26 protein-coding genes are annotated in these 24,834 nt (G+C 41.5%); 17 read left to right on the plus strand and 9 right to left on the minus strand.

Going from position 1 to position 24,834, the window contains the following annotated elements:
* Positions 1–44: 44 nt before the first annotated feature.
* Positions 45–479, minus strand: a complete 435-nt coding sequence (locus JIG41_RS10150; protein WP_036968882.1) for a hypothetical protein — start codon at positions 477–479, stop codon at positions 45–47.
* A 247-nt stretch (positions 480–726) separates the two neighbouring features.
* On the opposite strand from JIG41_RS10150, the gene xthA reads away from it, so the two are divergent.
* From xthA to JIG41_RS10165, 3 genes are read left to right on the plus strand one after another with little or no spacing between them, the layout of a single operon-like run.
* A complete protein-coding gene (gene xthA / locus JIG41_RS10155) occupies positions 727–1,536 on the plus strand; it encodes an exodeoxyribonuclease III (RefSeq protein ID WP_074988308.1) in 810 nt (269 codons plus the stop codon).
* Positions 1,533–2,183, plus strand: coding sequence for an energy-coupling factor ABC transporter permease (locus JIG41_RS10160; protein WP_074988311.1), 651 nt, complete (start codon positions 1,533–1,535; stop codon positions 2,181–2,183). The genes xthA and JIG41_RS10160 overlap by 4 nt, the downstream gene beginning before the upstream one ends.
* Positions 2,180–2,977 (plus strand): putative RNA methyltransferase, encoded by a 798-nt coding sequence (locus tag JIG41_RS10165; protein ID WP_074988313.1) that lies wholly within the window; start codon positions 2,180–2,182, stop codon positions 2,975–2,977. The genes JIG41_RS10160 and JIG41_RS10165 overlap by 4 nt, the downstream gene beginning before the upstream one ends.
* Here the strand turns inward: JIG41_RS10165 and yfbV are convergent.
* Positions 2,974–3,420: a terminus macrodomain insulation protein YfbV gene (gene yfbV, locus JIG41_RS10170; RefSeq protein WP_036968894.1), complete on the minus strand. Its 447-nt coding sequence runs from the start codon at positions 3,418–3,420 to the stop codon at positions 2,974–2,976. The two genes, JIG41_RS10165 and yfbV, sit on opposite strands and share 4 nt — an antisense overlap.
* 272 nt (positions 3,421–3,692) lie before the next feature.
* Here yfbV and JIG41_RS10175 point away from each other — a divergent pair, with 272 nt between their 5' ends.
* The 7 genes from JIG41_RS10175 to JIG41_RS10205 all read left to right on the plus strand — a co-directional run bounded on the left by JIG41_RS10175 (position 3,693) and on the right by JIG41_RS10205 (position 10,331).
* The gene (locus JIG41_RS10175; RefSeq protein WP_074988315.1) at positions 3,693–4,907 is read left to right on the plus strand and encodes an acetate kinase; all 1,215 of its coding nucleotides are present in this window, start codon (positions 3,693–3,695) and stop codon (positions 4,905–4,907) included.
* Between the two features lie 2 nt (positions 4,908–4,909).
* Positions 4,910–7,066: a phosphate acetyltransferase gene (gene pta / locus JIG41_RS10180; RefSeq protein ID WP_036968900.1), complete on the plus strand. Its 2,157-nt coding sequence runs from the start codon at positions 4,910–4,912 to the stop codon at positions 7,064–7,066.
* A 210-nt stretch (positions 7,067–7,276) separates the two neighbouring features.
* Complete coding sequence (locus JIG41_RS10185; protein ID WP_036968903.1) at positions 7,277–7,669, plus strand: ACT domain-containing protein; 393 nt, start codon at positions 7,277–7,279, stop codon at positions 7,667–7,669.
* A 4-nt stretch (positions 7,670–7,673) separates the two neighbouring features.
* Positions 7,674–8,165: a PTS glucose transporter subunit IIA gene (locus JIG41_RS10190; protein WP_036969254.1), complete on the plus strand. Its 492-nt coding sequence runs from the start codon at positions 7,674–7,676 to the stop codon at positions 8,163–8,165.
* A gap of 11 nt (positions 8,166–8,176) precedes the next feature.
* Entirely contained in the window at positions 8,177–8,521 is a 345-nt protein-coding gene (locus JIG41_RS10195) for an ArsC family reductase (protein ID WP_036968906.1), read from the plus strand.
* Positions 8,521–9,651: a succinyl-diaminopimelate desuccinylase gene (gene dapE, locus JIG41_RS10200; RefSeq protein ID WP_036968908.1), complete on the plus strand. Its 1,131-nt coding sequence runs from the start codon at positions 8,521–8,523 to the stop codon at positions 9,649–9,651. The genes JIG41_RS10195 and dapE overlap by 1 nt, the downstream gene beginning before the upstream one ends.
* Positions 9,648–10,331, plus strand: coding sequence for a M15 family metallopeptidase (locus JIG41_RS10205; protein ID WP_180311519.1), 684 nt, complete (start codon positions 9,648–9,650; stop codon positions 10,329–10,331). Before dapE ends, JIG41_RS10205 begins: the two co-directional genes overlap by 4 nt.
* Before the next feature lies 1 nt (position 10,332).
* Here JIG41_RS10205 and JIG41_RS10210 read toward each other — a convergent pair whose 3' ends face one another.
* Positions 10,333–11,193, minus strand: a complete 861-nt coding sequence (locus JIG41_RS10210; RefSeq protein WP_283246056.1) for a DMT family transporter — start codon at positions 11,191–11,193, stop codon at positions 10,333–10,335.
* A gap of 134 nt (positions 11,194–11,327) precedes the next feature.
* On the opposite strand from JIG41_RS10210, the gene JIG41_RS10215 reads away from it, so the two are divergent.
* Genes JIG41_RS10215 through JIG41_RS10230 form a run of 4 tightly spaced genes read left to right on the plus strand, consistent with a single transcriptional unit; the run spans position 11,328 to position 14,228 of the window.
* Entirely contained in the window at positions 11,328–12,692 is a 1,365-nt protein-coding gene (locus JIG41_RS10215; protein ID WP_199524686.1) for a COG3014 family protein, read from the plus strand.
* Between the two features lie 8 nt (positions 12,693–12,700).
* Positions 12,701–13,126 carry a YcfL family protein gene (locus JIG41_RS10220; protein WP_036968913.1) on the plus strand — a complete coding sequence of 142 codons (426 nt, stop codon included), beginning with the start codon at positions 12,701–12,703 and terminating at the stop codon, positions 13,124–13,126.
* Between the two features lie 10 nt (positions 13,127–13,136).
* Positions 13,137–13,748 (plus strand): penicillin-binding protein activator LpoB, encoded by a 612-nt coding sequence (gene lpoB, locus JIG41_RS10225; RefSeq protein WP_036968915.1) that lies wholly within the window; start codon positions 13,137–13,139, stop codon positions 13,746–13,748.
* A 12-nt stretch (positions 13,749–13,760) separates the two neighbouring features.
* Positions 13,761–14,228: a glycine zipper 2TM domain-containing protein gene (locus JIG41_RS10230; protein ID WP_180311518.1), complete on the plus strand. Its 468-nt coding sequence runs from the start codon at positions 13,761–13,763 to the stop codon at positions 14,226–14,228.
* Between the two features lie 315 nt (positions 14,229–14,543).
* Here the strand turns inward: JIG41_RS10230 and JIG41_RS10235 are convergent, their stop codons facing one another.
* Together JIG41_RS10235 and JIG41_RS10240 are read right to left on the minus strand one after the other, a co-directional pair.
* Entirely contained in the window at positions 14,544–15,761 is a 1,218-nt protein-coding gene (locus JIG41_RS10235; protein ID WP_036968919.1) for a pyridoxal phosphate-dependent aminotransferase, read from the minus strand.
* A gap of 93 nt (positions 15,762–15,854) precedes the next feature.
* The gene (locus tag JIG41_RS10240) at positions 15,855–16,199 is read right to left on the minus strand and encodes an Hpt domain-containing protein (RefSeq protein WP_065979823.1); all 345 of its coding nucleotides are present in this window, start codon (positions 16,197–16,199) and stop codon (positions 15,855–15,857) included.
* A gap of 126 nt (positions 16,200–16,325) precedes the next feature.
* Between JIG41_RS10240 and JIG41_RS10245 the strand changes: the two genes are divergently transcribed.
* Both JIG41_RS10245 and JIG41_RS10250 read left to right on the plus strand, forming a co-directional pair.
* Complete coding sequence (locus JIG41_RS10245; protein ID WP_065979822.1) at positions 16,326–16,925, plus strand: tRNA-uridine aminocarboxypropyltransferase; 600 nt, start codon at positions 16,326–16,328, stop codon at positions 16,923–16,925.
* Positions 16,922–17,701 (plus strand): CLCA_X family protein, encoded by a 780-nt coding sequence (locus JIG41_RS10250; RefSeq protein WP_371915637.1) that lies wholly within the window; start codon positions 16,922–16,924, stop codon positions 17,699–17,701. The genes JIG41_RS10245 and JIG41_RS10250 overlap by 4 nt, the downstream gene beginning before the upstream one ends.
* On the opposite strand, the gene JIG41_RS10255 is transcribed toward JIG41_RS10250, so the two are convergent.
* The 4 genes from JIG41_RS10255 to apbC form a co-directional block, all read right to left on the minus strand.
* Complete coding sequence (locus tag JIG41_RS10255; protein WP_162898033.1) at positions 17,667–20,093, minus strand: EAL domain-containing protein; 2,427 nt, start codon at positions 20,091–20,093, stop codon at positions 17,667–17,669. The two genes, JIG41_RS10250 and JIG41_RS10255, sit on opposite strands and share 35 nt — an antisense overlap.
* Positions 20,094–20,280: 187 nt before the next feature.
* Positions 20,281–20,868: a dCTP deaminase gene (gene dcd / locus JIG41_RS10260; protein WP_036968938.1), complete on the minus strand. Its 588-nt coding sequence runs from the start codon at positions 20,866–20,868 to the stop codon at positions 20,281–20,283.
* A gap of 340 nt (positions 20,869–21,208) precedes the next feature.
* A complete protein-coding gene (locus JIG41_RS10265; protein WP_199524687.1) occupies positions 21,209–21,355 on the minus strand; it encodes a hypothetical protein in 147 nt (48 codons plus the stop codon).
* A 140-nt stretch (positions 21,356–21,495) separates the two neighbouring features.
* Entirely contained in the window at positions 21,496–22,575 is a 1,080-nt protein-coding gene (apbC, locus tag JIG41_RS10270) for an iron-sulfur cluster carrier protein ApbC (protein WP_199524688.1), read from the minus strand.
* A gap of 178 nt (positions 22,576–22,753) precedes the next feature.
* On the opposite strand from apbC, the gene metG reads away from it, so the two are divergent.
* The gene (gene metG / locus JIG41_RS10275) at positions 22,754–24,778 is read left to right on the plus strand and encodes a methionine--tRNA ligase (RefSeq protein ID WP_036968946.1); all 2,025 of its coding nucleotides are present in this window, start codon (positions 22,754–22,756) and stop codon (positions 24,776–24,778) included.
* The last annotated feature ends 56 nt before the right edge of the window (positions 24,779–24,834 follow it).

Here is a 24,834-nt window from a genome sequence, read left to right on the forward strand (position 1 = left end):
GTCATTCAGCAACACTCACCCATTTTATAAACAGTTATTTTTCATTAAATTGCTGCGTTTTGGTAGCGTTTTACAAAGTCTGTCACCGCTTCGCCATTACATTTTAATGAATTTAAGTTACCTATTTTCTCACGTACAGGAGTTAAGCCTTGCTTAAGTGCTGTAATACACAGCTGAGTTTCTTTTTGCTGGTTTTTTGCAAAAACTTCAACCTGCGCTTTTTTTGGAACATGCTGTGAAGGTGCTTTTTTAGCGAGCTCACGAATGTCAGTTCCATTGCATAAAATACTTGGTGAAAAACGTGACATTGCGATGCCATGTTTTGCTGCTTCTTTACGAGCAGCGGTAAACCCTTCATTTGCACTTAAACTACATAACTTAGATTCGATACTGTTGTCTGCAGAAAAGTAGCTCGGGTTGCTTGCTAATGTGCCAAATGAGATAGACGCAATTGAAAGCATCACTAATTGTTTTTTCATGGTTTACCTTTAAGTAGTACATAATTTGAACGGGTGTGTTCGCGCATTATATAAACAAAAATAAGCAGATCAACTGAATTATTTATTTAATTTAATAATTAATAACGAGTTAACAATACCTTTAAGAAGTTAATCAATTGTGCAACATTTATTCATAGTGTTTTTCAAAATTTGCTCATGAATAGCCGTTAGTTTGATGGTAGAATTAACCTACTCGTTCTAAACAAAAATAACTTATAGGTGCACGATGAAGGTAATTTCATTCAACATTAACGGGCTGCGTGCTCGTCTACATCAATTGCAAGCCGTTATCGATAAACATCAGCCTGATATCATTGGCTTACAAGAAATTAAAGTTCACGATGAAGCCTTCCCTCTCGAAGACGTGCAAAAAATGGGTTATCACGTTTATTTTCATGGTCAAAAAGCGCATTACGGTGTAGCTATGCTGTGTAAGCAAGAGCCAAAGTCTATTGTTAAAGGTTTTGCGACTGATACAGACGAATCACAGCGCCGTATGATCAGCGTAACTGTGGCGCAAGAAAATGGCCGTGACTTAACGGTAATGAATGGTTACTTTCCGCAAGGAGACAACATTGCTCATGAAACAAAATTTCCTTATAAACGTCAGTTCTATAAAGATTTAATGACGCATTTAAATGATAACCACACGCCAGATCAAGATGTAATCGTGATGGGAGATATTAATATTTCACCGACTGACCTCGATATTGGTATCGGTGAGCCAAATCGTATACGTTGGTTAAAAACGGGTAAATGCTCATTTCAACCTGAAGAGCGTGAATGGCTAGCCACATTATTAAATTGGGGTTTTAAAGACACGTTCCGCGAGCTTTACCCTGAAAAAACAGAGCAGTATTCGTGGTTTGATTACCGCTCGAAAGGGTTTGATGACAACCGAGGACTGCGTATCGACGTTATTTTAGCAACTCCAACTCTTGCTGAGCGTTGTGTCGAATCTGGTATCGATTACGAATTACGTGGAATCGAAAAGCCATCAGATCACGCCCCTATCTGGTCTTCTTTTGACGCATGATAGAGCAATTGCAATGGCAGCTCCCTTTGTGGAGCTGTGTGGCTTTCATACTTTGGCTTAGCTTTGATAAAAATAACTTTGCACAGCTATTGGCAACGCCAATCAGACAAGTAGGTGTGCTTGCCTGTGCACTTGTGCTTGCTGTGCTGTGGCGTATAAAAGCCGGTATTTTACCTGGCCTCGAATTGCATATACTAGGGGTCAGTGCAGTTACCCTTATTTTAGGCTGGCGGTTGGCAATTTTTGCAAGTGTGCTCGCAAGTGCCTTGTTGATTTTAGTGGCTCAGTTGCCCATAAGCCTTCTGCCGATTCACTTACTTTTCACTGCCTTTATACCCATTTCGCTCAGCTACCTGTGTTTTGTGCTTTGCTATACCTACTTACCAAAACACTTTTTTATCTATATCTTTTTCTGTGCCTTTTTAACTGCTGCACTCATCGCCTGTATTAAAATACTCACCAGTGGCATGCTCTATTACGTTATGGGTGAATATAGCTTGATTGAAATTTCGCAAAACTACCTAATTTTATGTGCCATAATTTGGTTTCCTGAAGCGATGCTCAATGGCATGGCTATTACCTTATTGATCACCTATCGCCCACATTGGGTTAAAACCTTTTATGATAAGGACTACTTAGACTCATGAGTCTTCACTACCACTGCCCGCTTTGCAAACACGCACTGACTTTAACTGATAAAACATATCGCTGCGTGAATAATCACAGCTTTGATATTGCCAAAGAAGGCTACGTAAATTTATTACCCGTACAAAATAAAAAGTCGAAGCAACCGGGTGATAACCTCGACATGGTACAAGCGCGCCGCGCCTTTTTATCTGCTGGCCATTATGGCTTTTTACAGCACGCTATTGCACGCTTAGTCTCTAAATTAAAACCTGTGTCAGTAATAGATCTTGGCTGTGGCGAAGGGTTTTACACCCACGCGATAGCGAACTCATCGAATGCAACAGTGTATGGGGTCGATATTTCGAAACCGGCAGTGAAATATGCCGCAAAACGCTATGAAAATGCCCATTTTAGTGTCGCATCAATTAGCCAATCGCCCTTTGCAGATAGTGAAGCTGATGTACTGGTAAGTGTCTTTGCCCCGCTTTTTGCAGACGAACTCGCGCGCCTAGCAAAACCCCAAAGCACATTGATTGTGGCAAGCCCCGGCCCATGGCACCTTAAAGAGTTAAAGTCGTTTATTTACGCAGATGTTAAACCACATACCCAGATAGAAGCGCCCAATGGTTTTAGCACAAAATCGACAGAGCTACTTGAGCAACAAACCGTATTAAGTGTTGAAGACATTAAGCATTTGATAATGATGACGCCATTTGCGTGGAAATTTCGCCCTGAACATTGGCAAGAAATAGAACAAAAAGGCCCACAAACAGTGACATTATCATTTTATGTGAGCCAGTTTATTCGTGACTAAAAGTGTTCTTTTGTGAAGGCTTTGTCCATTTTTTCGAACATATCTTTTAGCAGTTGAGCCAAATCAGAATAGCGTGGTTTTTCAGTCGTTAATTGCGACTGGTAACCATGCGCTTTCATTTTACTATGAAGCTCTGTGTACCAGTTAAACATTGCAGGCTCTAACCGAGTTTCTGCGCGCTTACCTAACCACAACAAACCTTGCAATGGTAATGACAGAAAAAATAATGCAATTGTAATTGCTTGTGGGAAAAATTCACTGCCTAAGTAGTTTACTTGCATAAACACAGTCAGCATCGCCAGTATAGGCATTACTGTAATGGCAAGCTCAGTGGCTTTTATCACTTTAAATTCAGCAAACAAGGGAGCAAGCTCTTGTCGCATAGGCCACTTTTTGGCGTATTGGCGACCTGTTTGCACTTGTGACATGACACTTTTTTGCATCATCACTCCTAGGTTTTCATACTGTTTCACATGTGAGTGTAACACACTCCCGGACACAATCCCTGCAAAACCTGTCCTAGTTTTTTGTTAATCAGGCTAACGTTTAACAACTAAATGAGATAAAATATTATCGGCACAAGTCAACAAGACTTTAGTATAATTACGACCTAACTCTGTTAAGTGTAGCAACAAAATATGTTTTTACTATACTGGCACAGAACACTAATTATCAAGCCGTACTCACTCTGATATTGTATTTTTAGGACTCAGCTATGCCTTTGCAACCTTGCTCACCACGCCATGTTTTAGTATTAAACTGTGGTAGTTCAAGTCTAAAGTTCGCCATTTTAGACGCCACCACCTCCGACGAAATAATTTCTGGTCTTGCTGAACGATTAGGCTCAGAAACACCTTCAATTAAGTACAAATACAAGGGCAACAAGCAAGTTATTGAACTAGCAAATGGTCAAGCACATGACGCGGCAATCGCTGAGTTAGTTAATCTGGTGAATAGTTTAGGTTTAGCAGACAACCTAATAGCTGTCGGGCATCGTGTTGTTCACGGTGGAGAACATTTCACCGAGTCAGTGCTTATCGACAACGATGTATTATCTGCGATTGAAAAAACGGCAGCCTTAGCCCCCTTGCATAACCCTGCAAATTTACTTGGTATTCGCACTGCGCAGCAGGCATTTTCAACGCTGCCACAAATTGCAGTATTTGATACCGCTTTCCATCAAACAATGCCAAATATTGCTTACTTGTATGCCCTACCTTACTCGTTATACAAGGAGCATGGCGTGAGACGATACGGCTTTCATGGTACCAGCCATTTCTATGTAGCGGGTGAAGCGGCAAAATTACTTGGCAAAGAACGCGAACAAACCAATGTGATCAGTGCTCATTTGGGTAATGGCTGTTCTGTGTGCGCCATTAAAGATGGCAACAGTGTTGATACCAGTATGGGCCTAACCCCTCTTGAAGGCCTTGTGATGGGCACGCGAAGCGGTAGCATTGACCCGGGTTTATTTACGTTCTTAACCCAGCAACTTAACTATTCTGTACAAGAAATTGATGATCTACTAAACAAACAAAGTGGTCTATTAGGTATCAGTGAGTTATCTAACGATTGTCGCACAATTGAAGAAGCGGCTGTTGCTGGTCATCAGCAGGCTAATCTTGCGCTTGATATTTTCTGCTACCGATTAGCAAAACAAATAGCCGCATTTATGGTGCCTTTGCAGCGCCTAGACGCGCTGATTTTTACCGGGGGTATTGGTGAAAACTCAGACATCATTCGCAAAAAAGTGATCACACAATTAGGCTTTTTAGGCCTTATTTGTGATGATCAAGCAAATTTAGCCGCACGCTTTGGTCACGCAGGCTTAATCACACAAGGTGATGCCTTTACAAAAGCCTTTGTTATTCCAACCAATGAAGAATGGGTAATAGCAAACGACGCAGCACGCATTGCGAAGGAGTGTTAATTATGGCTCGCAGAATAATGTTGATCCCTATTTCAACAGGGGTTGGTTTAACATCCGTTTCGGTTGGTTTAGTACGCGCACTTGAACAAAAAGCGTTAAAAGTAAACTTTTTTAAACCTATTGCACAGCCTCGTTCGGGTGATACAGGCCCCGAGAAGTCAACACAAATTGTGACTCATGGCTCCCCCATCACTCCACCTAAGCCTTTTGATTTAGCCTATGCTGAGCAAATGATTGGGGATGGTAAGGGAGATGATCTACTTGAAGAAATTGTTGAACGCTTTGAAAACACCATAAAAGAAGACGAAATTGCCATCATCGAAGGCATGGTGCCAACGCGACGCCAGCCTTATGCTGGGCGAGTAAACCGTGAGATAGCGCAAACTCTTGGGGCTGATATTGTCTTTGTGCTAACCCCAAGCAACGACAGTAATGACCAAATTGAAGACCGCTTAGAAATTGCTTCTGGTAACTACGGCGGCGTCAATCACCCTCGCGTATTAGGCTGTATTTTTAATAAAGTGAATGCCCCACTTGATGAAGAAGGCCGCGCACGTGCTGACCTTGTTGAAGCGCATGAACCTGAGCAACTTGAAAACGAATTAAACCGTTTAGCTTCATTGCCGATCTTTAGAAAACACCCATTTAAATTACTTGGTTCAATTCCGTGGGATTTTGATCTTGTTGCACCTCGCGTTAAAGATTTATGTGAATACTTAAAAGCAGAAGTCATTAATGAAGGTGATATGGCACACCGACGTTTACGTCACGTTACTTTTTGTGCTCGCACGGTCTCGAATATTTTAAACCATTTTACCCCAGGCGTCCTTTTGGTTACGCCCGGTGACCGCTCCGACGTACTCGTTGCTGCGTGCTTATCAGCAATGAATGGTACAAAAATTGGCGCTATATTACTCACCGGTGGTTTTAAACCTGAAGACCGTATTATGCAGTTATGTGAGCAAGCAATGGACACTGGTTTGCCTATTATTGCCACAAAAGAAGACACTTGGCGCACTTCATTGCTGCTGCACAACTTTAATATGGAAGTGCCGTGTGATGATGACCAACGTATCGATAAAGTGAAGCACCATAACGCTAGCCACATCGACTCTGACTGGCTAGACAGTCTTGCGAAAAGCGTCGGTCGCACCCGAAAAATGTCACCGCCAGCGTTCCGTTTCTTATTAACAGACAAAGCACGCCAAGCGAACAAAACGGTTGTGTTACCCGAAGGTAATGAGCCACGTACAATTAAAGCTGCCGCAATTTGTGGCCAACGCGGGATTGCCAAAACCATTCTCCTTGGTGATAAAGAAGAGATTTTACGTATTGCACAACAGCAAGGTGTTGAGCTTAACGACCATGTAACCATTGTTGAACCTAAAGATGTGATCAACGAGTATGTTGCACCTATGGTAGAAATTCGTAAAAGCAAGGGCCTAACAGAAGTCGTTGCACAAGAACAACTGCTTGATAACGTTGTACTTGGTACGATGATGCTCGAACAAGGCAAAGTTGATGGATTAGTATCAGGGGCCGTTAATACCACTGCTAATACGATTCGCCCGCCATTACAACTTATTAAAACAGCACCAGGCTCGTCATTAGTATCATCCGTGTTTTTCATGTTGTTACCTGATCAAGTGCTAGTCTATGGTGACTGTGCTATTAACCCTGACCCAACGGCTGAACAACTCGCCGATATTGCGATTCAATCAGCTGACTCTGCCGCTGCATTTGGCATTGAACCCCGTGTTGCGATGATCAGTTACAGTACTGGCACATCAGGTTCAGGAGCTGATGTTGAAAAAGTGCGTGAAGCCACCAAGTTAGCGCAGCAAAAACGCCCTGATCTCATCATTGACGGTCCTCTTCAATACGATGCCGCAATTATGGAAAATGTCGCAATTAAGAAAGCGCCTGACAGCCCTGTTGCGGGTAAAGCAACTGTCTTTGTGTTCCCAGATCTTAATACCGGTAATACAACCTACAAAGCCGTACAACGAAGTGCAGAACTCATCAGTATTGGGCCTATGTTGCAAGGTATGCGTAAACCTGTGAATGACTTAAGTCGCGGTGCATTAGTTGACGATATTGTCTACACAATTGCCCTTACGGCGATTCAAGCAAAACAGGCAGAAAGCTTACTAAAATAACCCCTCAAAAATTAGGCTAGTTTATAATTCACTTATAAATTAGCCTGTTACCTTCTTTATACTGAGCTATTCCCATATTTATCCACAGATTCTGTGGACAACCTTCCAGCCCCTCTTTGACTAAAAACACGGCAACTAAATTTATTGCGCTTTAACTTACTCGTATTTATATATACTATAAATTTAAAGGCGACCTAGATAGGATTACAGATGTCAAAACAAACGCTACAGCTTCATAGTACAGAACTTACGATTCATAGCCTTGATGTCAATGACACAATTGATCCTGCCTTACTTCAACAAGCCATTTTTTTTATTGCTAAAACTGCTGACGAATTATCGATTGTTTGTCCGAGTAGTTTTGAACTTCAAAGCCTTGATCAAGAGACTGATTGGCTAGCACTTGAAGTGATTGGTCCATTGGGCTTTTCACTAACGGGGATAATGGCAAATATTTCTGGGGTATTAGCAAAAGCCTCTATTTCAATTTTTGCGTTATCAACGTATGACACTGATTATGTATTGGTAAAAAAACAAAGTATGCCAAAAGCCATAACTGCGCTAAAAAAAGACGGCTACCATGTACTCGGTGAGCAAAAGTAACCCTATGAGTAACGACGTAAAATACTTGCCAGAGCGTACGCTAAGAAAAAGCCAAATAATGGCCATTAAAAGCCCTTTTAGCGGTCGGGTAAAACCAATAACAGAACACCCTGAGCCCTTTTTTCGGTTTTCGACATTGGGTCCGGGGATTTCTGTTGAGCTCACAAGCCATAACATTATTGCACCGTTCGATGGCACCTTATTACAAGTTAAAAATGCGGGTAAAGAATACCTATTACAAGCAAACAATGGCCTGAAAATTTTAATAAATTTATATTTTTCATCTGAAGATGATCACATTAATCACACCAACATTGCTAAATTAAACGGCAATAAAATTTCCCAAGGCGAACGCTTAGCGTATTTCGATTTACGTGAATTAACGCGCCCAATGATAGGCACACTGTGTGTGTTGAATGCAGCAAACCTTGGACCGCTTTATTTTTCGTTATCTCAGGTCACCGCTGGGGTAGATACATTACTAACAGTAACTTAAAAGTAGAATTTATGACGATCATGTATGGTATCAGCAATTGCGATACAATTAAAAAAGCCAAGAAGTATTTATCTGATAAAAATTATGACTTTACTTTTCATGACTATCGAAAAGACGGCATTAGTATCGACCTTATCACCGAATTTGCACAACATATAGACTGGCAAGAACTCGTCAATAAGCGTGGCACAACCTACCGTCAACTCACTGATGAGCAAAAACAAAATTTAGATAAAGAAAGCGCTTTAGCACTCCTTGTCGCGCAGCCAGCAATGATAAAACGTCCAGTACTGATTCATAACGGTCAGTATCATTTAGGATTTAAAGCTGCTCAATACGACGAGATTTTTGCCTAATGACTGATCCCGTTATTGAATTAGCCCAAGCACTCATCCAACGAGAATCGGTCACCCCTGACGATGCAGGCTGCCAAGCGCTTATGAACGAACGCTTAGAAAAGCTAGGGTTTAATATTGAGTCGCTATTTTTTACCGACACGCTTAATACGTGGGCAAGAAAAGGGACTGAATCTCCCCACTTTTGTTTTGCCGGACATACCGATGTTGTCCCGACAGGCCCAGAAAAAAATTGGCAATTCCCACCTTTTTCAGCCCTTATTAAAGACGGTATGCTTCATGGCCGTGGTGCTGCAGATATGAAAGGCTCTTTAGCAGCAATGGTTATCGCAACTGAGCGCTTTGTTGCTAAACACCCTGACCATAAAGGCTCCATATCATTTTTAATCACCTCTGACGAGGAAGGCCCATTTATCAATGGTACAACCCGAGTGATTGATACACTCGAAGCACGTGGTGAAAAGATTGATATGTGCTTGGTCGGCGAACCGTCTTCGCGTGATGTGCTCGCAGATGTTGTAAAAAATGGCCGCCGAGGCTCTCTCACAGGGTTTTTAACTGTCAAAGGAGTGCAAGGACACGTTGCCTACCCTCACCTTGCTGAAAACCCCATCCATTTAGCTGCCCCAGTTCTTGCAGAACTGAGCCAAACTCAATGGGATGAAGGCAATGCGTTTTTTCCAGCGACCAGTTTCCAAGTATCAAACATTAATGGTGGCACCGGTGCAGGCAATGTCATCCCTGGTGAGTTAGACATTCAATTTAATTTTAGATTTAGCACCGAAGTAACCTATGAAGAACTACAACAACGCGTTGTTAAAATTGTTGAAAAGCATGGCTTAAACTACGAATTAAGCTGGATTGTTAATGGCTTACCTTTTTTAACCGACCACGGTCCGCTCGTCGACGCAACGGTAAACGCCATTAAACACGTTACGGGTCGCGATACTGCACTTGAAACCACAGGCGGTACGTCTGATGGACGTTTTATCGCACAGACAGGTGCCAAAGTCATTGAACTTGGTCCTCGCAACGACACAATTCATAAAGTGAATGAATGCGTGAGCTGTGACGACCTCATTCAACTTGCAAAGATATACGAAACCATTCTCGAGCAATTGTTAACATGAGTCAGCCCGATTTACTGCAATGCGTTACAGGGTCAAGTAGCTCACATTTAGTTGAGCTGCAGAACCACCGTTTACATGCAGATATTGTTACCGACTTTTTAGCATTACAACAAGGCGCTAAAAGGGCTGGAATTGAGCTTAGAATTGCCTCAAGTTTTCGTGATTTTACGCGCCAAAGTGCAATTTGGAATGCTAAATTTAAGGGCCTTCGCCCTGTTTATACCCTTGAACAAGAAACCGTTGACCTATCGGCATTGAGCGATGCTGAAAAATGCCACGCAATTATGCTTTATTCAGCCTTACCCGGCGCGAGTCGACATCATTTTGGTACCGATTTAGATATTTTTGACACTGCAGCCATCAGTGATAGTTATCAACTGCAATTAAGCCCCGAAGAGTATTCAACTTCTGGGCCATTTGCTAGATTAACAGCGTGGCTTGATGATAATCTCGAGAAATATGGCTTTTTTCGTCCATACCGAGAGTACATGGGTGGCGTTGCACCTGAACCATGGCATATCAGCCATATAGCGCAGTCAGCAAACATGATGCAGTACCTTTCTATCGACACATTACAACAGCGCATAACTGAGAGTGACTTATGTGGCAAAAAAGCCATTTTATCCGAGTTAAACAGTTTATATGAACGCTACGTATTAAATGTAAATAGCCCACAATAAGTTACGTTCTCACTGGCCTTTTTGCTAATAAAAACACCATAACAGCGCCAAGAATTAAGGCGCTGGCTATCACTAACCTCATGGTTAATAGCTCATTTAAAAATACCACACCAGCAAACGTTGCTAGTACAGGCACAATAAGTTGAACAACGCCTGCTTGACTGCTTTTGAGTTTAGGTAACACTAAGTACCAAATACTATACCCAACCCCTGATGCCAGTGAACCCGAGGCTATAGCAAGCCAAATGCCGGTAGGTGATACAGCGTGCCATTGCATCGTCACTAACAAAATGAGTATGGGTACGAGCATTAAGCTCCTAAGAAAGTTATACGCGGTTGCTTGAAGAGGCGCTTCGCATGTTTTTCCTCGAATACTGTATATTCCCCAAGCAACACCACTGACAGCCATTAACACCGCGGGTAATAAGGATGGAACCGTTGCAGAGGGTAACATTAGATACACAAAGCCGGCAAAAGCAACGATGAGTGCGCCCCACTGTAATTTACGCAATGGCTCTTTGTTGATAATACTGTGCCCTATCATCGTCAATTGCACTGCTGAGAATAATATCAGCGCCCCCGTTCCCGTGTTTAAATTAACGTAAGCAATTGAAAAGCACAGCGCATATACAAACAAACTCAATGCACTTAAGTTATTACCTCTGTCCACAACGGTCATCGATTTAACTGATTTAACCTGCCATTGCATTAACAAAAATAAGGTTAATGCACCACTGACTAAACGAATGGCAGTGAAGCTCAAAGGGTCAATATCACCACTTTGTAAAGCCATTCTGCACAATAAAGAATTGGCGGCAAAAGCGCACAAAGCCATCAAGGTATAGAACACAGTGGTTAGCAAAATACAGATATCCTTTTGATAATAAAATACAAGACCGTTCTAAACGTAAATCACTTACGATTTTTTACATAATTTATCATAGACGGTTAAGTCGCGTATGCTACTCTGATTACATTGTCTTATAGGAGTATTCAGTGCATCGACATTTATTTATTGGAGCTGTTTTACTGTTATCTGGTTGCAGTACCATAGGTATTACTGATCTATTCCAAGATTATGCAACACAGCTAAGGCCAGTGCGCCAAGCTGTCAGCCAAAATGATATCGACACAGCCAACCAACTATTACCTAGTAACAGTTCAATGCACAGTAACTATTTGTTAAATCAGCTTGAAACTGCGCGGTTAGCGTTTTTATCAGATCAGCACTCTGAGGCTAACAGCACATTTGAAGCTGTTTATATGAACATGGAAAAAAAGCGCCAAGCTGCAAAACTACAAATAAGCGCAGGTCTTGAGCAAAGTAACGCATTATTAACCAATGACTCAGTCATTAGTTATGAACCACCCGCGTACGAAATGACTATGTTGCATAGCTATAAAGCGCTTAGTTATGTATTTGAAAACCAATTAGAATCGGCTTTAGTAGAAATAAGGCGTGCAAACAAAGTACAAGAAGATGCACTGAAAGATAATCAAGCTGAGCTCGATAAACGCACTGAAGAAGCCGCCGCTGGCTACCCCGACATGACCACGCTAATTGGTGATGTGAAGAACGGTTTTCAAAATGCTTTTACGTTTTATTTATCGGGTATGCTTTATGAGGCGAATAAACAATTTGATGATGCCTATATCGATTATAAAAAAGCCCTAGAGATAAACACCGATAATACATATTTACAACAAAATGTATTACGACTCGCTAAAAAACAAGGTTTTGATCAAGACTTTGAAACTTTTAGTCAGCGTTTTGGTAAGCTCAATGAGGTCAACGCCAATCAAGGTCAGGTTATTATTATTGCCGAGCAAGGCCTGGTCCCTGCTAAGCAAGAATATAATTTACGGTTACCCATTTATACTTCGCGTGGCGATGCGCGTTTTTACAGTATCGCCATGCCCGTATACAGCGACGTGCCTTATGTGAGCTCACAAAAAAATATCACGGTCTCGGGTGAAAGTTTAACACTCACGCCGATAGTTCGGCTTGAGTCACTTGCAGCGAAAACATTGAAAGATCAAAGTGCGGGCAGAGTTTCACGACAAGTTTTGAGGCTAGTGGCAAAAGAAAAAATGCGTGCAGAACTTGCCAGAAGTGGTGGTGATGTCGGCAATATTTTAGCGAATATATATAACCTTGCCTCTGAGCAAGCAGATACTCGCAGTTGGTTAACTTTACCAAATCAGTTAAGTATCGCACAAACAGCAATGACCCCTGGTAATCACTCTCTGTGGGTGTCAGGGCACGGAAAAATTGACTTTGCGGTTAGTAAGCAGGGGTTAACCTTTGTCTACCTAACCTTTATTAATAATTACTTTGACTCACATGTAGTCCAACTCTAGGAGCAATAATGAAATATTTAGTGCCATTACTAACCCTATTACTCGTTGCGGCTTGCTCCTCTCGCCCAACCACCTCTGGTATCGGTGTCGAGCAAGCATCACAACAATATAATCAACAACTTATTGTTAATAACCCTGAACTTGGTAACAAGCTTGCGATTTCTGATGTAAAAACTCGCCAAACCAATGGCTTAACCGATGTGGTTGTGACATTAGCAAGTCAGTATAAAAAGTCTCAATATTTACAATATCAATTTACTTGGTATGACGCCGATGGGTTTGTCATAAAAGGCAATCACTCACCATGGCAAGCAATTACCTTGTTTGGTTTTGCAAAAACACAACTACCGGGCTTAGCCCCAACATCTGATGCAGTCACCTTTTCGCTTGCTGTTCGTGAAGTCTCAACAGAAGCACAAGAATTCGAAGATTAAGGAAGCCACAATGAAATTATATTCAGTGAAATCAGCCACCGCTATCGCAATTGCAACGTCGTTACTGTTATCTGGCTGTGCCAACAAAGCAGTTGTCAGTTATGGTGATGCTCAGGCTGTTGAAACAACCGATATCAACTTTGGTTCAACTGATTTGCAAAAGGTCGCCAGCCAAATGACAGATTCGTTATTGGCATCGCCTGTTGTGGGGACATTAACAGCAAATTCGCGTCCTATCGTGTTTGTTGAGCGGATAAAAAATAAAACCAGCGAGCATATTGATACAGAATCAATCACTGACTCTATTTCGACACAATTATTACGCAGCGGTAAATTCCGTTTTGTTGATATGACGCGTGTCGAAGCGGTGCGCGAACAGCTTAATTTCCAAAATGTCGACCCGCTCGTCAATCCCAATACTGCAATCGCATTTGGTCAGCAAGTGGGAGCGCAGTATATGTTATACGGCAACCTGTCGAGCATTGTAAAATCTAATGCAGATAAAGCCGATGTCTATTATAAATTCACGATGCGTTTAATGGATTTAAAAAGTGGCCTGATTGAGTGGGCTGATGAAACTGAAATCCGTAAAACACGCGAAAAATCTACTTTTGGCTGGTAGCCAGGAGGTTATATGAAGTACCTTATTAGTTTATTTAGCCTATGTTTATTGCTCAGTGCGCCGAGTTACGCTGATTATCAGCGTAATAAAGCGGTTCCCGTGCAGCAAGTTTTGTTTGGTTCAGTGCAGTCAGTTCGTAATATAACCGAGCAAGAACTGGTTAAAGATCAAACAAATGGCTGGAAAACCTTTGGCGGCGCACTATTAGGCGGTGTTGTAGGGAATCAATTTGGCGGCGGAAGTGGTCGAACTGTGGCAACTATTCTTGGTTCAATGATTGGCGGGTCGATTGCACACAACCGTCAGCAATCAAGCCGTTATATTGAATATCAACTTGTTGAGTTAATGATTCAAGTAGAAAATGGCGAGCAATACATGGTCGTTCAAGACAAGGATAGTCGGATGATATTTAATCAAGGTGACAAAGTTCGTCTTGTTTATTTAAGTGATAACACCGTTCGCGTAGATAAGGCTTTTTAATAGTAATACTAATTCGCTTAATTAAGTAATCTATTTTGAGGCAATAAAACCGCGTTGATAATAAGGTAAAAATGTCGTTATTTAGGTGTTATCGGCAATTGCTCTGCATCTATGCCGTCGTAAGTCAGAGATTTTTAACGCAGGTAGCGACAGGTTCAATTCCTCAAAATGATTAAGTATTATTGCACATTGGTATAATGTATTATTACAAACTGGTAAAAGTAACAGCGAGCAATCGTTACTTCATAAAAAGAAATGCCGCTCACCTAAAGTGAACGGCATTAGAGCCTTATCTCGCTATTATGAGCGATGATTTTAGCTCTGTTTGTAATCTGCAAAGAATCGTTGCATCTTACCCATTGCTTCAGTTAAATCATCTTTGTTCGGTAAAAACACCAATCTAAAGTGGTCAGGCTCAGGCCAGTTGAATGCCCTGCCGTGCACGAGCAGTATTTTTTCGGCTTTTAGCAAATCTAAGATCATGCGTTCATCGTTTTTAATCTTAAACTTGTCGGTGTCAACTTTTGCAAAGGCATACAGTGCGCCTTTTGGTTTTTTACAACTAATGCCGTCTATCGCATTTAGTCCTTGCCATGCAATATCACGTTGCACACACAAGCGCCCACCGGGGTTAATTAGATTATCGATTGACTGTACACCACCCAATGCTTGCTGAATCGCATATTGTGCAGGTACATTGGCACACAGGCGCATAGATGCCAACATATCTAAACCACGCACTAAGTCTTCCATTACACTTGTACGGCCACTTAATACCATCCAGCCCATACGCAAGCCCGCTGCTCGGTATGTTTTTGCAAGGCCGTTAAAGGTAATAATAGGCACATCATCACACAACGCCCCTATTGAGGTATGTGTGGCGCCGTCATATAAAATTTTCTCGTATATCTCATCACTTAATAACAGCAACTTATGCTCTCGCGCAATATTAATAAGCTCCATTAATAAGTCATCACTGTAGACAGCCCCCGTTGGATTGTTCGGGTTAATCAGTACCAGCGCTTTTGTCTTTGAGGTAATTTTACTTTTTATATCAGCAATATCTGGAAACCAATCTTGTTCTTCATCACATAAATAATGAACAGGGTTACCACCCGCTAATTTAACAGACGCGGTCCATAGTGGGTAATCGGGTGCTGGGATCAGTACTTCATCATCGTTATCAAGCAATGCTTGAGTCGTCATTTGAATAAGCTCGCTCACCCCATTACCGATATAAATATGGTCGACATCTAGGTTGAATAATCCACGTTGCTGATAGTGTTGATAAACAGCCACACGGGCAGAGTAAAGGCCTTTAGAGTCACAGTAGCCTTGGGCTGAATACAAGTTACGGATGATATCGCGGTGCATATCTTCAGGCATATCAAAACCAAAGGCCGCAGGGTTGCCAATATTAAGCTTGAGAACTTTTTGACCTTCATCTTCCATTTTTCGAGCTTGTGCAAGCACAGGCCCACGAATGTCATAACAGACACCGTTAAGTTTGTGACTCTTTTTTATTTGTGACATGGTTACCTCTACTATTAGACCCTAAGACTAACCTAGCAGAGGCTAACCACGCTAGTGGATTTTTGAGGTTATAACTGAAATAAATTCAAGTTATTAGCGACCAGCAAACCAGGCCTGTAGTTTTTCAACTGAACCTGCAACTTGCGCGTCAAGGTTTTGTGACTTTTCTATTGCTGTATCCACATGCCCCTCGTTTAACGCCTGTTCAATTTCGCGAGCAACATCAGATAAGCTCGATGCACCGAATTGCGCAGCATTTGACTTTAAGCTATGTGCATGACGCGCAGCAACTTCATTTTCTGAATCCAAATTCGCTAAAACTTCACCACTCAAGCGTTGAAACTCACTGCAGCAAAAGGTTAAGGTGTCGGCAAATTGATCACCCAAAAGCGATTCCATACCTTCAAGTGCACCTTCATCTATTGTGATCGTCGTCATGTTTATCCCTTGATCAAAAACGTCATCATTTAAATCGCAACTCTAGCTGTTCATTGTAAAAAAGCAACCCTATGACCAGAGCTCATGTATAATAGCCATACTTTAATTGTATGCTAGAAGTTTAATATGGCTAGAGAACTGTGTTCGGGTTGTGGCTTTTCAGTCAGAACCTGCTTATGTAATGCGATAAGCATAATTAATAATAAACTAAAAATCATTATATTACGTCATCCTAGCGAAGAAAAAGTAACTAAAAACACAGCGCACCTGCTTAAATTAGGTTTAGCGAACTGTATTATTTTGAGTGGCGAGTCTGAACAAGACTTTCCTGAGCTTGCCTCACTGCCAACACAGAGCACGGCACTGTTGTATCCCGCCGATAATGCAATCATGCTTGATAAGTGCACTGATGCAACATTAGACTTTAAACAACAGCTTACTCATTTAGTGGTGCTTGATGGCACATGGAAAAAAGCCTACAAAATGCTGATGCTGACCCCAAGTTTGCAGCACTTCAAGGCTGTCAGCTTCGCCACTTTACCAAAAAACAAATACGTGATCAGAAAAGCACCTCGCGCCGATAGCTTGTCGACATTAGAAGCCGTTGCACAGAGCCTTAATTTAATCGAACAGTGTAATGTTGACCCGCTTTATCACTTACTCACGGCGCTTGTTGAAAAACAAACTCAGCACATGCCTCAAGCAGTCAAGGCACGTTACTTATAATGCGAGTGTCTAAACGTTTAAGTGCGGGGTTTAGCCGCCAAGGTCCCGATTACCGTTTTGATGACCAAGTTGATTTTGACGATATTCGCGACACGTTCGGATTTCGTACCCTCGTTGTGGGTCATTGGGTTACCAAGCAAGAACGATTATTAGCTGCAAATTTAATTTATGACGCGCTGGCAGATCTCGCACAAATACTGTCATTACCACCTGTGGCAATGGGCCTTCGTGGCAAACTGAATTTTGCTTTCGGTCATGGCGGTCAAAAAGGAGTGCAAGCACATTATAATGCGCAAAGCCAAACACTTGCTCTGGCAAAAAATGCCGGAGGAGGAGCCCTCGCACATGAGTGGTTTCATGCCTTTGATCACCATATTTGCCAGCATATGTTCCCACACAGACAACCCATGCAGTTTTGCTCATCATTGTGGTTAACCCAAACACCTGATTTAACACACCCGTTAAATCATTTCCTCAATCAGTTTTTTCATCAGGTTTTTTTAGATACTCAAGGTAATAACCCAAACGAGTTCGTCACACAATCGATAGCCTTTGATAAACAACGACAGCATATTTATATGAGCATGCCAGAAGAACTTGCGGCACGGTGTTTTGAGCAATGCATTGCTGTCCATCCTGCGATTAAAAATAGTTTTTTAGTGAGTGGCTTAAATGACGGTGGTTTAATTTACCCAAGCATAGAGCATACATCACGCTGCTCAGACGCATTATTACGGTATTTTAATCAACTAGGTGTGCTTTTACATCGTGGCTAACATCAACCGACTTAAAGTTCTTGATCCACAGTAAATAATCGTCAGCCTCAAGCGGTTTGGAAAAGTAATATCCCTGCCCTATTTGGCAGCCATAACGTTGTAAAATGGCCAAGCTCTGCGGGTCTTCAATGCCCTCGGCCACCACTTTGGCACCGAGCGTTTTAGCAATATCACAGGTTGCTTTACAGATACTTTGATCATTTAACGAAAAAGCGAGATTAAGAACAAACTGCTTATCAATTTTCACCTCATCAAAGCCCAGTTGACTTAAATAAGCGAGTGAAGAGTAACCTGTACCAAAATCATCAATGGCGAGTTTCACACCAATTAAGCGATAATCGTCCAGTGTTATTTTTATATTTTTACTTTCTTCCAGGGTCGCTGATTCTGTTAACTCAAGCATCACAGAATCAGCACTTACACCTAGCTCATTTAACTTAGTAATAAACAGCACAGGTAAATCTTTATTGAGCAAATCTTTTGCCGAGATATTAATAGAAATGACATGCTCAGGTATTAACTCACAAAACCTTGCTTGCCATTCTATGCCTTTCGCAACGACCCACTCGGTAAGTTGATTAATGACCCCTGAGGACTCAGCAATCGGAATAAAGGTATCAGGGCCGATTGCTCCAAGTGCAGGGTGATGCCAACGAAGTAGCGCTTCGCAACCCACAATATCACCCGTTTCTAAACATATCTGTGGCTGAAAATGTAAGTTTAATTGGTCTTCTTCAATCGCTAATTTTAATGATGCGGCAATGAGCAGCCTTTGCTCTGAGAGTCTCGCACTTTCTAAATCAAACATACGCCAGCGCTCACCTTGCAGGCGCTTTTCACTCATAGCTTGAATCGCGCACTGTAGAATTTGTCTGGCGGTATTACCATGTAAAGGATAATGGGCAACACCAATATCAACACTATCAACTAATTTTACATTGTTATGCGTGATGCCCTCTTCAAACACTCCATGAATCAAACAAGCAAATTGCTCTATATGACTCAGTTCCAACTCCCCCATTACAACACAAGCAAAAATACTGTCATCAACGCGTGCTATCCAGACACCTTGATCAACATGGGTTTCCAGCCTTAAAGCATTAATCGATTCAAGCTGTTGGGTAAGTAAATCCAGCGTAGTCACAATGCAGTTATTAGCATGCTCATAGCCAAATGTTGCTCTGGCATTTACCAAGACATGGGGCCTGAACAACATCACAGAAAAATGTTGTTTGTGCGCTACTTTTTTCATTATTTCACTCAGTAGCAATTGTTTATTGGGTAATTTTGTATCCGCATCATGTGTCATTGAATAATTAAATGATGAAATTCTGTGTCTATCTTTAAGTAACAACAATGAACTAATAGCTAACGATGTGAATAATAGAATGACATTTTGCATGGTGTGATTACCAACACCAAAGCCATTCCACACCAACCAACTAAACGCTTGAACAGACAATGTAAGCACCATTAATAATCTTAAACGCGTACGCTCACCTTTTCCTTTGTACAAAATAGTAATCGCAATACCTGCGAGCATTAAAAAGACAATACAACTAAAAATGTACGACGATTGCAGATTGAGTTGCGGCAATAACGAAGCCATTATTGCAGTAATTATTGACACACCTAATAAAGCGATCCACACCGATTTATAGTGACTTTTAAGTCTGTTTATTGCAGCAAAGTGATACAAAAAATAAGCACCAAAACACAATGCATACTGGTTTATAAGCCACTTAGCGCTCCACTCTAACCCGCTAACAAAAAAGCTCGTTAAACCATTATCTATCATAAATCCAATGGTCACTAAAACGAAGTAAGCATTTAATGTCAGATACTTAAAGCGTTTCGATATGAAGTAATACACCCCACATACAAACATGCATAAAACCAAGACACCCAGGATAGCGCCATACCCCAAAATTGTTTGGTGTAAATTAACTTCAAACGTTTTAGCTGAAACAACCCCGACTTCAATTGATATCGCATGCTCATGTTGGAAATTAAGAAGTGCCCAGCGATTTTGACGATTGTGATCGACTAACCAGTGTGGTCGCACACTCGATAAGCTGACTAATGATGCCAATCTATCTTTATTTTGAATTTGTAATAAATCATCAAGAAGATAAAACTTTTTCCACGTTAAGTTGGGTTCAGCAATATACACAACGTAGTCTTGATTACTTGGTAACTTATTTAAGTCGATGACAAGCCAATACGAACTGTGTGCTTTTAAGCGAAGTGTTTTGGGTTCAAGCATATTTACTTTATGCTTATCGTCTAATTTCTGCTGCAGTGATTGGCTAACAATAAAAACTGGGTCATCAGTGTTTATCAGCCAAACAGGGAGTTCAGCCGCATTTAAAGTCGCTGTAAAGGTATACAAAAAAAGACAACAAGTAGCAGTTACCAGCTGTTTATAAAACGTAAGGATGCACCTGCTGATTGAAAGCATTTTAGCTCCGTGCCATTAAACACCAGCTAAAAGTATGGGGGGGAACAGCGTAAATTGCCAACTTTTGGGAACGATTTGCAATTAAAGTACTGTGGCCCGTAGGCCACATAAGAAAAGCTTACTTATTATCGTCGCTAATACGACTCGCTACCGCCGAGTTTTGATCTTTATATTTCGCATCTTTACGGGTGTTGTAAGGATTTTCGGCTGGGCTGGTCATGGTCTCAAAACTCATCGCCCCTATTTTCATCATGGGTCTTAATGCCAAAGGCAATTTACCCGAGTTATAAAACTCAAGCACAATATTACCTGACCAACCTGGGTCAATTCGGTGTGCCGTTACGTGCACCATTAAACCAAGGCGAGCGAGTGAGGAGCGGCCATCTAACCAACCCACAATATCAGCGGGTAACGTAACTTTTTCATGCGTAATCGCCAAGGCTAATTCGCCTGGGTGAAGAAAAAAGGCTTCTTCTTCCGCTAACACGATTTCGTCGCTCATAATTGATTCCATCGCTTTATTAAGTTGATCTTTCGGACCGCTTAAATCAACGTAAGCTGCGGTATGATCTTGAAACACTCGAAACTTATTGCCTAAACGTAAGTCTACCGTCACCCCAGAAATCATGTCTTTACTCGGTGAAGGCTCTATAACGATACGACCCTCGTTAATATATTGCTGAATATGGGTATCTGATAATCTCATTTATTATTCTACCTAAAACAGCCAAACAGTTATTATCAACATGTTGCGCTGTAAAAATTATCTTGCTTCACGTTAGTTCATGCATTTAATGCAATCAATAAGCGTTAAAGCTCACAGTATGCTGGGATTATTGTGACACAAAACTCACTTATCAAGTTAGTCTTACAGACATTTCTTCATGAATTAATTTTTTATACTCATTTAAACCGTTAAGAATAACTTTTACGTTTAGTATGGGGTGAAATGATTTTTTTAATACAATGAATGTATAACAAGACGCGACATAAGCTGAGAAAATATGAACCTTCAAATACGTTAACGAGTTCGTACTCTCGCGATGTTAGTTTTTGTCAATTGAATCGCCATTAAAGTCATCCTCCCATACCATCACCCAATCAGAAGTGGGTTCACTTGGGTCGATAGTGTCAATTTTTGTTTCTGTGGCAGAGCCACCGCAGCCAGCTAATGTCGCTACAGAAAGCGCCATCGCAAGTTGTTTTATGTGTCTTTTAAGTAGACAGAAAACACTCTAAAGGGCAGTAAATGCACTAATTAAGCACAAAATCACAAATACCTCATTGTCATAATGATTAATAAACAACAAGAAATTAACATTTTTTTCTGTGTTTAATCTTCTGTTATCAGTATTTCTACCGAACTATTTTGTGTTTGCTGGTAATGCAAGCTGCTGGCTAGGACACGTGCAGCATTCTTGTAGGTAGCGCTGATTGATGCTGCATTATCTCGAGAAATTACCCGCCCTTGCTCCGAGCTTTCACGTATTTCAATCGCAAGAGGGATGTTGGCTAATACAGGCACACCATGGCGGTGAGCTAATTTTACAGCGCCATCTTTGCCAAATACATGATTGGGTTCGCCGCAATGACCACATAAAAAGTAACTCATGTTCTCAATAAGACCCAATACTGGAATATTGACCTTATTAAACATAGCAATCCCCTTTTGTGCATCAGCTAGGGCTAAATCTTGCGGTGTTGTAATAATTACAGCGCCACTAGCAGGTACTTTTTGACTCATGGTTAGTTGAATATCACCGGTGCCGGGCGGCATATCAACGATGAGGTAATCAAGTTCACCCCAATCGGTCTCATTCATAAGTTGATTAAGCGCCCCCGATGCCATGGGGCCTCGCCACACTGTTGCATCATCACTCGGCACTAAGAAACCAATTGATTGCGCTTTCAAATTATGTGCTTCAAATGGTAATAAGTTTTTATTATCCAGTGTTTTAGGCTCAGCACCCTGCAGACCTAAAAGTAAAGGGATCGATGGGCCATAAATGTCAGCATCTAAAATCCCCACTTTAGCTCCCTCTTGCTCAAGTGCTGAAGCAAGATTCACAGCCGTTGTCGACTTACCCACTCCCCCTTTGCCAGATGCAACAAGTACAATCTGCTTAATCTGCTTAAAGCAGCATTGGTTGGGTAATGACACCTCGGCGTCGATGCTCACCGATACTGAGAGCTTATTGCTAACAAACTCTTCGATTTGTGCTAATTCTCCCTTGCCAGCAAAGGGTAATTCCAGCTTAACCTTAAAGCTTTTGTCGGTATTTATTGTTATTTCTTTTACCCATTGGGCTTCAATCCCAATCGCAAATGCGCTGCTTCTATAAGCAGCTAACGCATCAAGTAGCGGTTCTTTTTCAGCCGATTTACCAGAGAATAATTTTGAGAGTCCAAACATAGCAATAAAATAGCGTTTCTTTGATGAAAAGTGCTTCGGAATTATGTAACATTCAAGGCATTAAAACCAGACAATTAGATAATATCATTGCGTTGTTTTGTATATAGGCAACTCGCAATGAATTAAATAATGATATTCATGCATTTTTGCAACGAACTATCCTCAATTCGGAATGATTATGGCACAGCGAAAGATCCTGATTACTAGCGCATTACCTTATGCCAATGGCCCGACTCACTTAGGTCATTTATTAGAATACATCCAAACTGATATTTGGGCGCGTTTTCAAAAGCAACAAGGTCATGAGACCTATTACGTGTGCGCAGATGATGCTCACGGCACCCCCATTATGCTTAATGCGCAGAAACAAGGGATCACGCCAGAGGAAATGGTTAAAAATGTCAGTGTAGAACGCCAACGCGACTTTGCTGATTTCAACATAGAATTTGATAACTATCACAGCACTCACAGCGAAGAAAACAAGCAGTTAAGCGAGCTTATTTATAACCGCTTAAATGATGCGGGCCACATTAAGAAGCACACTATTTCTCAGCTTTTTGATCCAGAAAAAGGCATTTTCTTACCTGACCGTTTTGTAACAGGTACTTGCCCAACGTGTAAGTCTGAAGATCAAAACGGTGATAGCTGTGACGCATGCGGTGCAACATACAGCCCAACTGAACTTATCAATCCACGTTCTGTCATGTCGGGTGCGGAGCCTGTGTTAAAAGACTCTGAGCACTACTTCTTTGACTTGCCAGCCTTTGAAGACATGCTAAAAGAGTGGTTACACTCTGGCACTATCCAACAAGAAATGGCTAACAAGTTAGACGAATGGTTTGCAGATGGCCTGCAGCAGTGGGATATCAGTCGTGATGCACCTTACTTTGGCTTTGAAATCCCAGGTGCTCCAGGTAAATACTTCTACGTATGGCTAGATGCACCCATCGGTTACATGGCCAGCTTTAAGAACCTATGTGACAAGAAAGGCATAGACTTTGATGCGTTCTGGCGTGAAGACTCAGAAGCCGAACTTTACCACTTTATCGGTAAAGACATCATTTACTTCCACAGTTTATTCTGGCCTGCCATGTTAGAAGGGGCAAACTTCAGAAAACCAACGAATGTATTCGCTCACGGCTTTGTCACCGTAAATGGCGCAAAAATGTCTAAATCTAAAGGCACTTTTGTAAAGGCACGTACTTATCTAGATAATTTAGACCCTGAATATCTACGCTACTATTACGCGGCAAAACTTAACAACGGTATTACTGATTTAGATTTAAACCTTGAAGATTTTGCCCTGCGTGTAAATTCAGATTTGGTTGGTAAAGTGGTCAATATTGCAAGCCGTTGTGCTAGTTTCATCACCAAGAAATTTGACGGAAAACTAAGCGACACAGTGATGGATGAAGCGTTACTAAGTGAATTCCAAGCGGCATCAGACAGCATTGCTAATCATTACGAGAATCGTGACTATAGCCGTGCTATTCGTGAAATTATGGCGCTTGCAGACAAAGCCAACCAATTTATTGATGCTAAAGCTCCTTGGGTGTTAATTAAAGACGAAGCAAAACAGCAAGAAGCGCATGACGTGTGCTCACTTGGTCTCAATATGTTCCGTGTGCTTATCACCTACTTAAAGCCTGTTTTACCAGGAATGGCTGCCAATGTTGAAGCCTTTTTAAATGACGCATTAACATGGCAAGGTGTGCAAACAGCACTTGTGGGTCATGCTATTAATAAATTTAAACCGTTAATGCAACGCGTTGAAATGGATAAAGTAAATAAAATGATTGAAGAATCAAAAGAAAGCCTCGTCGCTGAAAAAGACAAGATTGATCCTAATAGCCCATTAGCGAAAGAGCCAATCAGCCCTGAAATCGAATTTGATGATTTTGCTAAAGTTGATTTACGTGTAGCGAAAATTGCAAAAGCAGAACACGTTGAAGGTGCTGATAAATTATTAAAATTGACGTTAGATTTAGGTGGCGAAACTCGCCAGGTATTCGCCGGTATTAAATCTGCGTATGCGCCTGAAGACATCGAAGGCAAGCTGACCGTTATGGTAGCGAACCTTAAACCACGTAAGATGCGTTTTGGTATGTCTGAAGGCATGGTGTTAGCAGCAGGCCCTGGCGGCAAAGAAATCTATATTCTTAACCCTGATGAGGGTTCAGAGCCAGGCATGCGTGTCATGTAAGGTAAAACCTTATTGTAAAAAAACCGTTGTGTGCAAACACAACGGTTTTTTTATAT

The organism is Pseudoalteromonas sp. bablab_jr011, assembly GCF_016464045.1.
GTDB lineage: Bacteria > Pseudomonadota > Gammaproteobacteria > Enterobacterales > Alteromonadaceae > Pseudoalteromonas > Pseudoalteromonas lipolytica.